Source organism: Cytobacillus sp. FSL R5-0569, assembly GCF_038007265.1.
Taxonomy (GTDB): Bacteria; Bacillota; Bacilli; order Bacillales; family Cytobacillaceae; genus Cytobacillus; species Cytobacillus kochii.
Genome location: NZ_JBBOWW010000001.1, coordinates 1,916,914 through 1,931,865, shown reverse-complemented (window position 1 = coordinate 1,931,865; position 14,952 = coordinate 1,916,914). Strand labels below are relative to the sequence as shown.

Annotated in this window: 13 protein-coding genes; all 13 read right to left on the bottom strand. The window is 35.8% G+C overall.

Annotated features, from left to right (window positions below; genetic code table 11):
- Entirely contained in the window at window positions 1–444 is a 444-nt protein-coding gene (gene flgC, locus MKX78_RS10080; protein ID WP_095373475.1) for a flagellar basal body rod protein FlgC, read from the bottom strand.
- A gap of 3 nt (window positions 445–447) precedes the next feature.
- Window positions 448–837, bottom strand: a complete 390-nt coding sequence (gene flgB, locus MKX78_RS10075; protein WP_095369535.1) for a flagellar basal body rod protein FlgB — start codon at window positions 835–837, stop codon at window positions 448–450.
- Between the two features lie 422 nt (window positions 838–1,259).
- Complete coding sequence (codY, locus tag MKX78_RS10070; protein ID WP_095369536.1) at window positions 1,260–2,039, bottom strand: GTP-sensing pleiotropic transcriptional regulator CodY; 780 nt, start codon at window positions 2,037–2,039, stop codon at window positions 1,260–1,262.
- 116 nt (window positions 2,040–2,155) lie between these two features.
- A complete protein-coding gene (gene hslU, locus MKX78_RS10065; RefSeq protein ID WP_445662672.1) occupies window positions 2,156–3,553 on the bottom strand; it encodes an HslU--HslV peptidase ATPase subunit in 1,398 nt (465 codons plus the stop codon).
- A 26-nt stretch (window positions 3,554–3,579) separates the two neighbouring features.
- Window positions 3,580–4,122, bottom strand: a complete 543-nt coding sequence (gene hslV / locus MKX78_RS10060; protein ID WP_095369538.1) for an ATP-dependent protease subunit HslV — start codon at window positions 4,120–4,122, stop codon at window positions 3,580–3,582.
- 98 nt (window positions 4,123–4,220) lie between these two features.
- Window positions 4,221–5,117 (bottom strand): tyrosine recombinase XerC, encoded by an 897-nt coding sequence (gene xerC / locus MKX78_RS10055; protein WP_340974534.1) that lies wholly within the window; start codon window positions 5,115–5,117, stop codon window positions 4,221–4,223.
- A 65-nt stretch (window positions 5,118–5,182) separates the two neighbouring features.
- Window positions 5,183–6,490 carry an FADH(2)-oxidizing methylenetetrahydrofolate--tRNA-(uracil(54)-C(5))-methyltransferase TrmFO gene (gene trmFO, locus MKX78_RS10050; RefSeq protein WP_341050742.1) on the bottom strand — a complete coding sequence of 436 codons (1,308 nt, stop codon included), beginning with the start codon at window positions 6,488–6,490 and terminating at the stop codon, window positions 5,183–5,185.
- Between the two features lie 639 nt (window positions 6,491–7,129).
- A complete protein-coding gene (gene topA / locus MKX78_RS10045; RefSeq protein WP_328199097.1) occupies window positions 7,130–9,205 on the bottom strand; it encodes a type I DNA topoisomerase in 2,076 nt (691 codons plus the stop codon).
- 298 nt (window positions 9,206–9,503) lie between these two features.
- Window positions 9,504–10,382 carry a DNA-processing protein DprA gene (dprA, locus tag MKX78_RS10040; RefSeq protein ID WP_341050740.1) on the bottom strand — a complete coding sequence of 293 codons (879 nt, stop codon included), beginning with the start codon at window positions 10,380–10,382 and terminating at the stop codon, window positions 9,504–9,506.
- Window positions 10,383–10,470: 88 nt separating this feature from the next.
- Entirely contained in the window at window positions 10,471–11,373 is a 903-nt protein-coding gene (gene sucD / locus MKX78_RS10035; RefSeq protein WP_095369542.1) for a succinate--CoA ligase subunit alpha, read from the bottom strand.
- Between the two features lie 91 nt (window positions 11,374–11,464).
- Window positions 11,465–12,625, bottom strand: coding sequence for an ADP-forming succinate--CoA ligase subunit beta (gene sucC, locus MKX78_RS10030; RefSeq protein WP_095369543.1), 1,161 nt, complete (start codon window positions 12,623–12,625; stop codon window positions 11,465–11,467).
- 248 nt (window positions 12,626–12,873) lie between these two features.
- A complete protein-coding gene (locus MKX78_RS10025; RefSeq protein ID WP_341050738.1) occupies window positions 12,874–13,185 on the bottom strand; it encodes an EscU/YscU/HrcU family type III secretion system export apparatus switch protein in 312 nt (103 codons plus the stop codon).
- Window positions 13,182–14,945 (bottom strand): hypothetical protein, encoded by a 1,764-nt coding sequence (locus MKX78_RS10020; protein WP_341050736.1) that lies wholly within the window; start codon window positions 14,943–14,945, stop codon window positions 13,182–13,184. The genes MKX78_RS10025 and MKX78_RS10020 overlap by 4 nt, the downstream gene beginning before the upstream one ends.
- Window positions 14,946–14,952: the final 7 nt, after the last annotated feature.

Sequence of the window (14,952 nt, the reverse complement as noted above, 5' to 3'; positions counted from 1 at the left end):
TTATTTACCTATTTCCAATGCCTTCAATAGCATATTCTTATTCGCATTAAATACAGTGACGTTTGCTTCATATGAACGTGTTGCACTCATCAAATCTACCATTTCTCTTAATGGATCCACATTTGGCATTTCTACATACCCTTCTGCGTTAGCATCAGCATGAGATGGATTATAGACGAGTTCAAAAGGTGTTTCATCTTCAACAATTCTCGTTACCTTTACACCATTACCTGTTTGACTTTTTTCATTTATTGCCGTTTGTAAAAATGATGAAAAGCCGTTATCTTTCGCTTGAAGCACGACGGATTTTCTCCTATAAGGGTCTTCCCCAGTCACGCTGCGAGTAGAATCAGCATTCGCCATATTTGAAGAGATGACATCCATCCTTAACCTTTGCGCTGTCAGTGCGGAAGCTGTTGTATCCAAACTATGAAAGATAGTCATCAATTATCTACCTCCCTTAATTACGTTTTCAAGTCCATTAAACTTACTACTCATGCGATCAACCAATGCGTTATATTGAATTTGGTTTGCTGCAAGCTCTGACATTTCTTGATCCATATCTACGCTGTTACCACTTTCGTTATATGTTACATTTTTCTTTGTTAAGACTGTGGTATTTAAATTAGATGGCGTCAAATCAAAATGCCTTTCATCCGTTTTATATGTATTCATGTTAGATAATGCGGAATCAAAAGCAGATTTGAAGCTTACATCCTTCGCTTTATATCCTGGGGTGTCAACATTCGCGATATTTTGCGAGATCACCTTTTGTTTTGTCGATGTTTGTTGAATTGCGTTTTCAATAATCGACATGGATTGTGAGAAGACTTTCACAAACTTCACCTCGTTTTTTCCAAAATTCTCCCCAATTAGCACTTACTAATAAATTCATCTATCATCATTGTAAAGAATATGAAATAATAAGTCTATGACCTAGAAGGGTTTTTTGGTAATTCTTTTGTCCTATTTTCGACATTTTTCTTCCTAGGTAAAAATACGCTTCATTTTTCCGTTTTTTTTAAAACACTATTCATTATCAGTTGAATCAAGCGTTCGAATATATTATTTAATAGGCATAAAGGACTATAATGATTATGTTTATTGAAAATAGGTTTAAAGTTCTACTTTATTCGTTATTACTTTATTATTTCGTTCGTAATAAAGTTGTAACACAGAAAAATTTGACACCATAAAAATAACACGGTAACGCATCATTGCGTTTCCGTGTTATTTTTAAACTTTTTTTATTTTACTTCTTAGTTAGATTTTAATTTTTCTAATTCGAAAAGGAATTTATCGTTCAATACTTTAATATAAGTACCTTTCATCCCTAATGATCTTGATTCAATTACGCCAGCACTTTCTAATTTTCTTAGTGCATTAACGATAACAGAACGTGTGATTCCTACTCTATCGGCAATCTTTGAAGCAACTAATAGACCTTCTTTTCCGTCTAACTCTTCAAAGATATGCTCAATTGCTTCTAACTCACTGTATGATAAAGAGCTAATCGCCATTTGTACAACTGCTTTACTTCTAGCTTCTTCTTCAATTTCTTCTGCTTTTTCACGAAGAATTTCCATACCTACTACTGTAGCACCATATTCAGCTAAAACTAAATCATCATCTTCAAAGGCATCTTCCACTCTTGCAAGAATGAGGGTACCTAAACGTTCTCCTCCACCGATAATAGGAACAATTGTCGTTAAGCCAGCGCCAAATAACTCCTTATTTTCGATAGGGAATGCAGTATATTCACTATTCACATCTAAATTAGATGATGTCTCTTGAATGTTAAATAAGTTTTTAGTGTACTCTTCTGGGAACTGACGATCTTCAAGCATTTTCTTCATTCGCTCATTTTCGATTTGTTGATTCGCAGCATATCCTAATAGTTTACCTCTACGGCTTACTACGTAGATATTTGCTTCGATAACAACACTTAAAGTTTCTGCCATTTCTTTGAAGTTAACTGGCTTACCTGCAGCCTTTTGTAGCATTGCATTAATTGTTCTTGATTTTTTTAATAAATTCATTGATTTTTCCTCCTATAACTTTGGAACATTATTTCAATCCCTTGAATGTTTCGTTACTTTTTTTTTTGCTAAGATTTGCTTGATTAGGAGTACAATGAAATTTCATCAAATAAGGATTATAATATAAATTGACTTAAATCTTTATTCTTAGAAATTTCCCCGAGCTTCTCTTCTACATATTGTGGCGTAATCACAATCTTCTCTAATGTTACCTCAGGCGCTTCAAACGAAAGGTCTTCAAGCATTTTTTCCATAATCGTTTGCAATCGTCTTGCTCCAATATTATCGGTATTTTGATTTACATCATAAGCAAATTCTGCAATCCTACGTATAGCATCGTCAGAAAATTCAATTTGTATACCTTCTGTTTCTAATAAAGCTTGATATTGTTTGATCAAGGCATTATCAGGCTCAACTAATATTTTCACAAAATCATCCACAGTTAATTTTGTCAATTCGACTCTAATTGGGAAACGTCCTTGCAATTCAGGTATTAAATCAGACGGTTTAGCGGTATGGAATGCCCCAGCTGCAACGAATAAGACGTGATCGGTTTTTACTGTACCATATTTCGTTACAACAGTTGATCCTTCAACGACAGGAAGAATATCTCTTTGCACACCCTCGCGAGAAACATCTGCTGAGGAGCCACCTGAGTTTTTACTTGCGATTTTATCAATTTCATCGATAAAGATCATACCAGATTGCTCTGCTCTATAGATGGCTTCAGAACCTACTTCATCCATATCAATAAGCTTTTGTGCTTCTTCGTTCGTTAAAACTTTTCTAGCTTCGCTTACTGTAAGTTTTCGCTTCTTCTTTTTCTTTGGCATTAATCCACCAAGTGCATCTTGCATATTCATCCCCATTTGTTCCATACCCGAACCTTGGAGCATATCAAACATAGACGGTTGCTGTTCTTCTATTTCAACAGTGATTATTTCATCTTCTAGCTCTAAATTTTCAAGCTTTGTTTTCACTACTTTACGCTTTTGCTGAATTGACTGATCATCTTGTTGCTCATGCTCGCTCTCTTGTTGATCATTCCCACCACCAAAAAACATTTCTAATGGGTTCTTATAATTGGCGGACTTTTTATTACTAGGTACGAGCAATTCGACAATGCGGCGATTAGCATTTTTCTCTGCTATTTCTTGCACACTTGCTACCTTTTCTTCTTTCACAAGTCGTACAGATGTCTCAACTAAATCTCTAACCATAGATTCTACATCTCTACCTACATAACCCACTTCAGTGAATTTCGTTGCCTCTACCTTAACAAATGGAGCACCAACTAATTTCGCAATCCTTCTTGCAATCTCAGTTTTACCAACTCCTGTTGGTCCAATCATTAAAATATTCTTAGGACTTACTTCATCACGAAGCTCTTCATTCAGTAGGCTTCTACGATATCTATTTCTTAATGCAACTGCTACAGCTTTCTTGGCATTTTTTTGACCGATTATGAACTGGTCAAGTCTTTCGACAATTTGACGGGGTGTTAAACTTGTCATTTTAACCATTTTAGCACTCCTTTGTTTTACAGTTCTTCCACAATAATATTGTGGTTAGTATATACACAAATTTCTGCAGCCATTTCAAGCGAAGCTTTTGCAATTTCCCGAGCTGTTAAATGTTCACCTGCAAATCTCTTTAAAGAACGACCTGCTGCTAATGCATAATTACCACCTGAACCGATTGCTAGTACACCATCGTCAGGTTCAATGACTTCACCTGTTCCTGATACGAGTAATAAACCGTCTTTATTCATAACAATTAAAAGCGCTTCAAGTTTCCGAAGAACCTTATCGCTTCTCCACTCTTTAGCAAGCTCTACAGCCGCTCTCTGCAAGTTACCGTTATATTCTTCAAGCTTTCCTTCGAACTTCTCGAATAAAGTAAATGCGTCGGCAACAGACCCTGCAAATCCGGCAATCACTTTGCCATTTGCAAGCTTTCTTACCTTTCTTGCAGTATGCTTCATGACAACCGATTCACCAAATGTAACCTGTCCATCTCCAGCCATTGCATATTCGCCATTGTGTTGTACTGCAAAAATTGTTGTTGCATGAAATTGTGACATGTTTATTCCTCCTTTTGGAGTATGTTAATAATCCACTATAGACTATATATGAGTATGACTATTTTTTTATCCATCATATAGTTAAACTTCTTTAAAATCTATGCTCTAGGATGATACTGATTATATGTCTTTTTCAAGTAATCAGGTGTAACATGTGTGTAAATTTGCGTTGATGAAAGAAAAGCATGACCTAAAAGCTCTTGAACTGTTCTCATATCAGCCCCATTTGACATTAAATGTGTAGCAAATGAATGCCTAATCTTATGGGGATGGATGCCACCTTCTAGAGACGACTTTTCAATCAATTTATTTAATATACCTCTTATACCGCGGTCAGTTAATGCGCCACCTCGGTGGTTTAAAAATAAATGGTTGCTCTTCTCTTTTTGGAGTTTTAGACGTCCATCATGACAATATTTTAAAAGAGCATCGTGAGCAAAACTTCCGAATGGTATGTATCGATCTTTTTTCCCTTTTCCATGAATAAGAATAACGGAAATATCCAAATCAATATCACTCAGCTGTATAGAAGCACATTCAGCTACCCTTATGCCTGTTGCATACAACACTTCTAAAATCGCCATATTTCTTTGGCCAAGTGCTGTATCTACCTCTACACTATTAAAGAGTTGTTCCATCTCTTCTTCATAAAAAAACTGCGGTAGTCTTTTATCACCTTTTGGGATGGATGTTAATTGGAAAGGATTATCGTTAACCATACCTTCTCGTACCAATAACTTAAAAAAGCTTCTTAAGCAGGAAATTTTACGAGCAATAGTCTTTCGAGCTAAACCTTCTTGATAAAGCTTTGTTAGAAATAATCGAACATCCATATATTCGACATCATTTAACTTTTTCAAACCTTGTTCAGCCATGAACATAAAAAATCCTTTTATATCCGTCTGATAATGCTCAATTGTATATTGTGAATAATTCTTTTCGATTTGTAAATATTCGATAAATAACTTTAAAGAAATGTTCACATTTTCGCTCATTTTTTGTACTCACCTCACAAGGGCTTCATCATACTATCATATTTAAGCAACCCACGCAAGAAAATTTACATATTTTTCACAAAGTTCTGAATTGTCTCTAATGCTCGATTAGCATGTTGTTCATTTCTCTCCTGCTTACCTTTAATTCTTTTTTCTAACTCTGGGAATAAACCAAAATTGGCATTCATAGGCTGGAAATTCTTCGGATTGGCATTAGCAATATATCTTGCCATACTCCCAATAGCAGTCTCAATCGGAAACTCTACTGTTTCTTTCCCTTTCACAAGTCGGGCAGCATTAATCCCTGCAATTAACCCACTAGCAGCTGATTCAACATATCCTTCTACGCCAGTCATTTGCCCAGCAAAGAATAATGATTCTCTATTCTTGAATTGATAAGTTGATTTAAGCACTTTAGGAGAATTAATAAAAGTATTTCTATGCATGACACCGTATCTTACAATTTCAGCATTTTCTAAACCTGGTATTAAACGAAGTACCTCTTTTTGTGGCCCCCATTTTAGATGCGTTTGGAATCCAACAATATTATAAAGTGTACCTGCTGCATCATCTTGACGTAATTGAACAACAGCATATGGCCTCTTCCCTGTTTTAGGATCCTCTAAACCAACAGGTTTCATCGGTCCAAAGAGCATTGTTTTCTTCCCACGAGATGCCATCACTTCGATAGGCATACAACCTTCAAAAAAGATTTCCTTCTCAAATTCTTTTAACGGCACAGTTTCAGCATTAATTAACGCTTCGTAAAATACATTGAACTCTTCCTCGTTCATCGGACAATTTAAATAAGCTGCTTCCCCTTTATCATAACGAGATTTCAAATAGACTTTATCCATATTAATGGAATCTTTTTCGATAATTGGTGCCGCTGCATCATAAAAATAAAGATAATCTTCCCCAGACAGTTCACGTAGTTTTTCAGAAAGTAATTCACTTGTTAATGGGCCTGTCGCAATAACAGTAATCCCTTCAGGAATATCCGTTACTTCCTCATTTATCACTGTCACATTCGGGTGATTCTTCACTGCTTCAGTTACCCTCGCAGCGAAGTCATGGCGGTCAACAGCTAAAGCACCACCTGCAGGAACTGCACTTTCATCTGCTGAAGAAATAATCACAGAATCTAATTGTCTCATTTCTTCTTTTAATACACCTACAGCATTCGTTAAATTGTTGGCTCTTAAAGAATTACTACAAACTAATTCAGCAAATTTATCTGTATGATGAGCTGCTGTTTGTCTAACTGGTCTCATTTCATATAAGCGTACTTGAATGCCTCGTTTAGCAATTTGCCAAGCGGCTTCACTTCCAGCTAACCCAGCCCCAACTACGTTTACTACCTGTTCAGTCATTAATTAATTCTCCTTACTTATTGTAAAATAATTTATATCATTCATTTAATTGTTCGTTTTAACTAAATCATAAACGAGTGTAATCTTTTAATCCCAAATTGCATTGTACAATATTACAAAAAAATTTGAAAGCATAAAGTATTTTTTTAATCGTTGTCTATCTCAAAAAATCATTTGTCCATCCACTGTGTGATTTTAACGTTTTTTCATAGAATACATGATGTTATTGCTTTCAGTCTCTTAACCATCTTTACCACACTCATCGCATTTTTATCATCTCATTTGATAACATTTCATCTAATACTTCACAAAAACTTCAAATTGTATTTTGATTCCATCATTCATTATTACTGATATAGAACAGTTATAAGATATTAAATAGTTAGTTGTTTTTTAAATAGGAACGACGATTTATCTTTACTTTCATATTCACATCTCTCAAATTCAATTAAACAAGATCTTTATATGACTTCGAAAAAAACCCTATCTTCTTTAAAATCAATTTGTTTTTTTGAACACACAAAAATATGCTTTTAATATAAAAAAACGAACAATTAATATAAATAATTAATAATTGTTCGTTTCTATGTCCACCTATACTTTTATATTAGAAATGAGCAAACCATTGCTCACTTCAATTTATCCTTGTTTCTCTTCTTTATAGTCGCATTCAACACACTGTACTTGTACACCCTTTTTCAGTTTTTTCTCAACAAGTAGTGATTCACATTTCGGACAGCTTCTTGCTATCGGCTTATCCCATGAAATAAACTCACACTCAGGGTAGCGGTCACAACCATAAAAGATACGGCGCTTTTTGCTTTTTCTCTCAATGATATTACCTTCTTTACAAGTAGGGCATTTCACACCGATTTCCTTCACTATTGCCTTTGTATTGCGACACTCTGGAAAGTTACTGCAAGCCATAAACTTGCCATAGCGTCCCATTTTGTATACCATCGGGCTTCCACATTGTTCACAATCTTCTCCCGCAGGTTCGTCTTTGATTTCTATTTCCTGCATTTCTTTCTCTGCTACTTCTAATCGTTTTTCAAAACCTTGATAAAATTCATCAATGATTTTAACCCAATTTTCTTTTCCCTCTTCAATATAATCCAGATCTTGTTCCATTTTTGCAGTAAATTCCACGTCTAATATCTCAGGGAAAAACTCCATTAATAGTACGGAAACAACTTCTCCTAATTCAGTTGGCACAAAACGTTTATTATCTAATGTGACATAGCCGCGCTTCTGAATTGTATCTAGCGTCGGTGCAAAAGTTGATGGTCTACCTATACCTAGTTCTTCAAGCGTTTTGACTAACCTTGCTTCAGTATATCTTGGAGGTGGTTGAGTAAAGTGTTGTTTCGGTTCGATATCCTTCTTAACGACTTTATCTCCCTCTTTTAAATTAGGAAGCATATTAGATTTTTCTTCCGTCTGATCATCTGTTCCTTCCACATAAACTTTCATAAACCCAGGGAACTTAATCTTTGAACCATTTGCTCTAAAGGTCACTTGACCGTTGATTAAATCAACACTCATTGTATCCATTATGGCAGGAGCCATTTGACTAGCAGTAAAACGTTCCCAGATTAAACGATATAAACGAAGCTGATCTCTTGAAAGATGCTCTTTCAGCGAATTCGGTTCCCTTAATATACTAGTAGGTCGGATGGCTTCATGTGCATCTTGAGCATTAGCGTTTTTCTTTTCTTTTCTTTTTGATGCTGGCAAATACTCTTTGCCATATTGGTTTGTAATATAATCCACTGCTTCACTTTGAGCAACTTCAGATACTCTCGTAGAATCCGTTCTCATATAAGTAATTAATCCGATTGTACCTTCTTTTCCCAAATCAATACCTTCGTAAAGCTGCTGAGCAAGCATCATTGTTTTCTTTGCTCGGAAATTTAATTTTCTTGCTGCTTCCTGTTGAAGAGAAGATGTAGTAAAAGGAACTGCAGGGTTTCTCTTTCTCTCCTTTTTTGTTACATCTGTTACTTCAAACTCATTATTCTTTAACTCTTTTAAAACAACTTGCACATCTTCTTCAGATTTCAACTCAAACTTCTTACCATTTAGGGCAAAAAAGCTTGCATCAAAAGTAGATTTACCTTTGACAAACTCTCCATCTATGCTCCAATATTCTTCTGGTTCGAATTTGTTAATTTCCTTTTCTCTATCAAGGATTAAACGAACGGCAATTGATTGTACACGACCGGCGCTAAGCCCTTTTTTAACCTTTTTCCATAGTAGTGGACTAATATTATAGCCCACTAACCTATCTAGCATTCTTCTTGCTTGCTGGGCATCAACTAAATCCATATTAATCGCTCTTGGATGTTTAAAAGATTCTTTAATGGCATCTTTTGTGATTTCATTAAATACAACACGACATTTTGAATCAATATCCATATCTAAGCTATGCGCCAAATGCCATGCAATTGCTTCCCCTTCGCGATCGGGGTCAGCTGCGAGATAAATTTTCTTCGCTTTTTTTGCAGCTGTTTTTAACTCTTTTAATACGGGTCCCTTACCGCGAATCGTTATATATTTTGGTTCATAATTATTTTCAACATCTACACCCGTCTGGCTCTTAGGTAAATCCCTTACATGCCCCATGGATGCTTTCACTTTATATTTTTTCCCCAAGTATCTTTCTATTGTTTTTGCTTTAGCTGGGGATTCTACGATTACTAGAAAATCTGACATCCAGTTGTCCTCCTCAAGAGGGAATAAATTTGCTAAACCCGCTGTTTCTTTCATTTTAAATAAATGTTTATTCTTATTTATTGACCATTTTCTACCTATTTAAATGCTCAATCGTATTTGTTCTTCGAAATATCCACTATTATTAATCAATTTATTTAGCTTTGTCAAATCTAAACCGCTACTATCGCCTCTCCATTTGCTGTCATACAAACAAACTTCTGAAGCAAAATGTATAACAGTTTTTCAATAATTTCAACCTTTTTCATAAAAATTCCTGTAAAATTTATGATTTTTGCCCCTAATATACCAGCTCTTCTATAATATCTTCCGCTGAAAGTATTAATTTCGCACCATTTTGAATCAGTTCATTCGTTCCTGAGAAAAAAGGTGAAAGAATGCCTCCTGGTACCGCAAACACATCTCTACCTTCTTGAACAGCAAAGTTAGCAGTAATAAGAGAACCACTTTTCCTTTTTGCCTCAATGACTAAAGTCGCACGGCTAATACCACTAATTATGCGATTTCTCATTGGAAAATGCCATCTTTCCGCTTTTGTATGCGGTGGGTACTCTGATAACACAAGATGATTACGAGACATTTGCTGAAATAAATGGCGGTTACCTGTTGGATACATATTAAAAAATCCACTTCCCAATACACCAATCGTATGCCCACTCAAGTGCATAGCTACCTTATGAGCATGGGCATCTACTCCTTTTGCTAAACCACTTGCGATAATAAATCCTCTTTTTATGAGTGTCGGAAAAATTTCTTCGATGACTCTCGCTCCGTATTCAGTCATATTTCGACTTCCGACAACAGAAAGAATTGGTTTCATATTGAGTAACGACAAGTCTCCTTTTGCATAGAGAAACCAAGGTGGCTGATACGTTTCCCTCAAAAGCTTAGGATAATTTTCATCCATAATTGAAATGATTTTTATGTCGTTGTTTACGTACTGTGAAAGTAGCTCTTCCATGTTTAAGGTAAGAATTTCATCATTAATTTTATTTCTCATATCTGCATTTAGGAAGTGAAAATAAGGGAGAGGGTTTGGTCGCTGAAAAGAGATGGAGGAAAGGGTGGGATCTGCTTTTACAATTTGATATAGCGTTTTCCACGATACAGATCGACAATGATGGAGAGTGAGTAGTTTAGTTGTCATCAAATCATTCATAAGAACGCACTCCTTTTTTTCTGAATTTTAAGAATATTATTTTATTTAATAAAGTCCCCTTCTTTAAAAAGGGGACTTTATCTATTAATTAATGCGTTTTACATTTATCATAAAGATCAGTTTCTTTTAACACTTTAATAAGTGTTTCACCCATTACTGAAGGTGTATCAGCTACTTGTATTCCGCACTCATTCATTACACGGATTTTTTCATCAGCGGTTCCTTTACCACCAGAAATAATCGCACCAGCATGGCCCATACGTTTTCCTGGAGGCGCTGTACGACCACCAATAAAGCCAACAACTGGCTTAGTCATGTTCGCTTTTACCCACTCAGCAGCTTCTTCTTCTGCAGTACCACCGATTTCACCAATCATGATAACTGCATAAGTTTCAGGGTCATTATTAAACTCTTTTAGTACATCGATGAAGTTTGTACCATTAACAGGATCTCCACCAATACCTACAGCAGTTGTTTGTCCAATTCCAGCTTCTGATAATTGGTGCACTGCTTCATAAGTTAATGTACCAGAACGTGAAACTACACCCACATGACCTTTTTTGTGAATGTATCCTGGCATAATACCAATTTTACATTCATCTGCTGTAATAACACCAGGACAGTTAGGTCCAACTAGACGCGTTTTCTTACCTTCCATGTAACGTTTCACTTTCACCATATCAAGTACTGGAATGTGTTCTGTGATACAGATAGCAAGATCTAATTCAGCATCAGTTGCTTCCATGATTGAATCTGCAGCAAAAGGTGCTGGAACATAAATAACAGATGCAGTCGCACCAGTTGCTTCAACAGCTTCTTTCACAGTATTAAAAACAGGTACACCTTCGACTTCCATGCCACCTTTACCAGGAGTCACACCGCCGACAATTTTAGTACCATATTCAAGCATTTGTTTTGTATGGAATAGCGCAGTTGAACCAGTAATTCCTTGTACAATCACTTTTGTATCTTTATTAATAAATACGCTCATGTTTTTTTCTCCTTCCTGATTTCCGTATCTCAAAAATAATAACTAAGGCACTATGCCCATTATCACTTTTTTCGCCATCTACCTATAGGTCTTATCCTACAAGTGATACGATTTTTTGCGCTCCGTCAGCCATAGAGTCTGCTGCAACGATTTCAACATCAGATTCAGCAAGAATTTTCTTACCTAAGTCCACATTTGTACCTTCTAAACGTACAACTAGAGGAACTTCTAATCCAACTTGTTTAGCCGCTTCAACAACACCTGTAGCAATAACATCACATTTCATAATTCCGCCAAAGATATTAACGAAAATACCTTTAACATTTTCATCAGAAAGGATAATTTTGAATGCTTCAGTTACTTTCTCAGCAGTCGCACCGCCCCCAACATCAAGGAAGTTTGCCGGATCGCCGCCATAATGCTTGATAATGTCCATTGTAGACATAGCAAGGCCCGCACCGTTAACCATACAACCAATGTTACCATCAAGTGCGATATAGCTTAAGTCATATTTAGAAGCTTCAATTTCTTTTGTATCTTCTTCTTCTAAATCACGCATTTCTAAAATGTCTTTACGACGATATAATGCGTTGCTATCGAAGTTTAATTTTGCATCAAGGGCCATTACTTTACCGTCCCCTGTTACAACTAATGGGTTAATTTCAGCAATTGAACAATCTTTTTCTACATATGCTTGATAAAGACCCATCATAAATTTAACAGCTTGGTTTACAAGCTTTGTAGGGATATTAATATTAAAAGCAATACGACGTGCTTGGAACGCTGTTAATCCAACAACTGGATCAATTTCTTCTTTGAAGATTTTCTCTGGAGTAGCTTCTGCTACTTCTTCAATTTCTGTTCCGCCTTCTTCAGAAGCCATTAGCGTTACGCGAGAAGTTGCACGGTCTAAAACTAGTCCAACATAATATTCTTTTTGAATGTCGCAACCTTCTTCAATAAGCAAACGTTTTACTTCTTTTCCTTCTGGTCCTGTTTGGTGAGTAACAAGCGTTTTACCTAGAATTTCTTCAGCATATGTACGCACTTCTTCCAAGTTTTTAGCTACTTTTACTCCGCCAGCTTTTCCACGCCCACCTGCATGGATTTGCGCCTTTACAACACAAACGTCAGTACCTAATTCTTTTGCGGCTTCTACTGCTTCTTCAACAGTGAATGCTACTTTACCATTTGGTACTGCAACCCCGTATTGTCTGAGGACTTCTTTTCCTTGATACTCATGTATATTCATTTCCCATCCTCCTAACTAACTCTTCAAAAAATTAGACTGCGTTTACATTTTATATAATGTGACAAAAGTTGTCTACTGTATTAGCTGAAATATTCAATCAGCTGATTCAATACTTATTCAAAAAAAGTGCTTTAAGCCTTTATCTCATCGCATTTTTTCTATTTCAAAAAAATATTATTGTTTCAACTACTTTGCCTTTTCAAAAAGATGAATAATTACCATACTCCACTTGAATGGGTCAAAAAGTATTACTGTTGATTCAGTGAACGGACACCATTATTTCGCACTTCTTCGTCTTTCGCTTTTCTGTCTACTTGATAAATAAACGCGAAAACTTCCGCGACTACTTGATACAGCTCTTCAGGTATCTTTTCATTCATATTTAATTTTCCTAGTAACTCCACTAAAGAAGGGTCTTCTTGAATCGGTAATTCATGCTGTTGTGCAACAGTTATTATATTTTCTGCAATAAGCCCTTTTCCCTTTGCAGAAACGACCGGTGCATCCATCTTTTCTGAGTAAGTTAAGGCAACTGCTTGTTTAGCGTTTTGTCCATTCATATTCGCATATCAACACCTGTAATTTGAAATGTATCCGTCTTATCCGTCTTATCCTCTTCTACTTTACTTGTTATTTCGGAAAAATTAATTTGTGTTAATTGATAATTCGTTTCGTTTAATTTACGTTTAATCAGCTCCTCATATGGCTGGGTATCTGGGAGCAGTTTTTTGTTTTCAGTTGAAATATTCATCGTGATTACTCTGTTTTGAATCTGCAACTTTATATAGGTTTCACCCAATGTTTCCATATTTAAATGAAATAGCACCCGACAGAAACTTGGATCAATTTCCCCATTCTTTTTCCTTTTACTTGACCACTGCATTGAAAGGAGTTTACTGAATGGGCTTAGTGGAAATGGCAACTGTAGGGCAAAGTGGGAGAGTCCATTTGTATCATGTGAAAGTAGCTGCATCCCAGTGATTTTATTTAATAACTCCTTAGCAGCTTCACTCAGAGCAGGTTGCTGGATTTCTTTGATCAACTGTAAAATGAGTGGTTTAATCGCCTGAATGTTGATTGGCTGTCTTTCATTAAGTTGCTGTTCATAAGTTAAACCGAATAAAGCTAATATTTGCTTTAGTTCACCCTTTATCATCACTGGGTTATGTAATTGCTGCCTGTTTTCTTCCGCAATATTATACAAAAGTTGTTGCGTTTTTGAATAAGCGTTTTTATTTATGTTTTCTAGCACTTGAAGTTGTTCTTGCATACGAGAATAAACATCTACAAGTGGTAATGAGGTTTGCTTGATGGGGATTGATGGATGGTCATATAATTTCGCCAGACCATCCTTTATTAAACTTGTTATCTGGTTAGCATTTAATGGCAATGTAATTTCTCCATTTTTTATGCTAGCCTGTAAGTTAGTCCCACTCTCCCATGTAAATGAAAAAGCATGATTCAATTTTGTTAATGTGAGCAAAAAAGGGGCCGTTTGTTTTTGTAATCCCCCGCTTTGTATATTTTGTAAAAGAGATAATATTGCTTTATTTTTTTCATCTGAACTGGTATATAACAGCTGCTGAATGATTTGTTCTTCACTGCTTTTCGACGAAAATACACCTAACTTTTGTAACAAGGAGAAACTTTCTTTTGCTTGAACGCTATTTTTCAGCCAGCCATCCATTAAACTTGTTAACATTTTATCATTGAAAAGATGGTTAAATTTATTTAAAAGGTTATCAAGTGTTTGAGCTGTTTCGTTATTGAGATAGGGCGTAAGCTTATGTTGAAGATTGTTTATTGCGAACGTGATTGTTGGCTCATTTTTCATGCTATGTACGGCGTTGAAAACTTCTTTAGTTAATGGTAATCGTCTATCTAAAAGTGTTTTAAACACAGCGATATCTTGTTTTGTATCTCCTGTCATCCAATGAGTAAATGATTTTACAAGTGATTGAGTAAGTGGAATCTCTCGACTTTGAAACCATTTAACTAGCTCAACCTTTTCTTGTGTAGCATTTATTCCCATCGTTTGTAAAATCGCTTGGGGCGATATGCCTTTTAAAAGTTGATTTTCATCGATAATTTGTAAGTTAATTCCTTCACCATTCTTTTGCACCACAAACCAAATATCACTATTGTTAATTAGATTGATTGCGGTTTTCGCATAAATCTTCTGAGCCCCTATTTGAATTTCAGCAATGTTTTCCTCGTTCACCTTCAAAACTTTGCCCTTTAACAATTGCCCCGGCCGTAACATGAGTGGCTGGTTTTTTATTGGGTCTTTTGAAACCAGCGTTAATTCATTCACTTCCACCAACCTT

Excerpts from the sequence above, each read along its gene's own strand:
- hslU (WP_445662672.1), bottom strand. The coding sequence starts at position 3,553 with ATGACAAGTTTAACACCCCGTCAAATTGTCGAAAGACTTGACCAGTTC.
- trmFO (WP_341050742.1), bottom strand. The coding sequence starts at position 6,490 with ATGACTGAACAGGTAGTAAACGTAGTTGGGGCTGGGTTAGCTGGAAGT.
- flgC (WP_095373475.1), bottom strand. The coding sequence starts at position 444 with ATGACTATCTTTCATAGTTTGGATACAACAGCTTCCGCACTGACAGCG.
- MKX78_RS10025 (WP_341050738.1), bottom strand. The coding sequence starts at position 13,185 with ATGAATGGACAAAACGCTAAACAAGCAGTTGCCTTAACTTACTCAGAA.
- sucC (WP_095369543.1), bottom strand. The coding sequence starts at position 12,625 with ATGAATATACATGAGTATCAAGGAAAAGAAGTCCTCAGACAATACGGG.
- hslV (WP_095369538.1), bottom strand. The coding sequence starts at position 4,122 with ATGTCACAATTTCATGCAACAACAATTTTTGCAGTACAACACAATGGC.
- codY (WP_095369536.1), bottom strand. The coding sequence starts at position 2,039 with ATGAATTTATTAAAAAAATCAAGAACAATTAATGCAATGCTACAAAAG.
- xerC (WP_340974534.1), bottom strand. The coding sequence starts at position 5,117 with ATGAGCGAAAATGTGAACATTTCTTTAAAGTTATTTATCGAATATTTA.
- sucD (WP_095369542.1), bottom strand. The coding sequence starts at position 11,373 with ATGAGCGTATTTATTAATAAAGATACAAAAGTGATTGTACAAGGAATT.
- topA (WP_328199097.1), bottom strand. The coding sequence starts at position 9,205 with ATGTCAGATTTTCTAGTAATCGTAGAATCCCCAGCTAAAGCAAAAACA.
- dprA (WP_341050740.1), bottom strand. The coding sequence starts at position 10,382 with ATGAATGATTTGATGACAACTAAACTACTCACTCTCCATCATTGTCGA.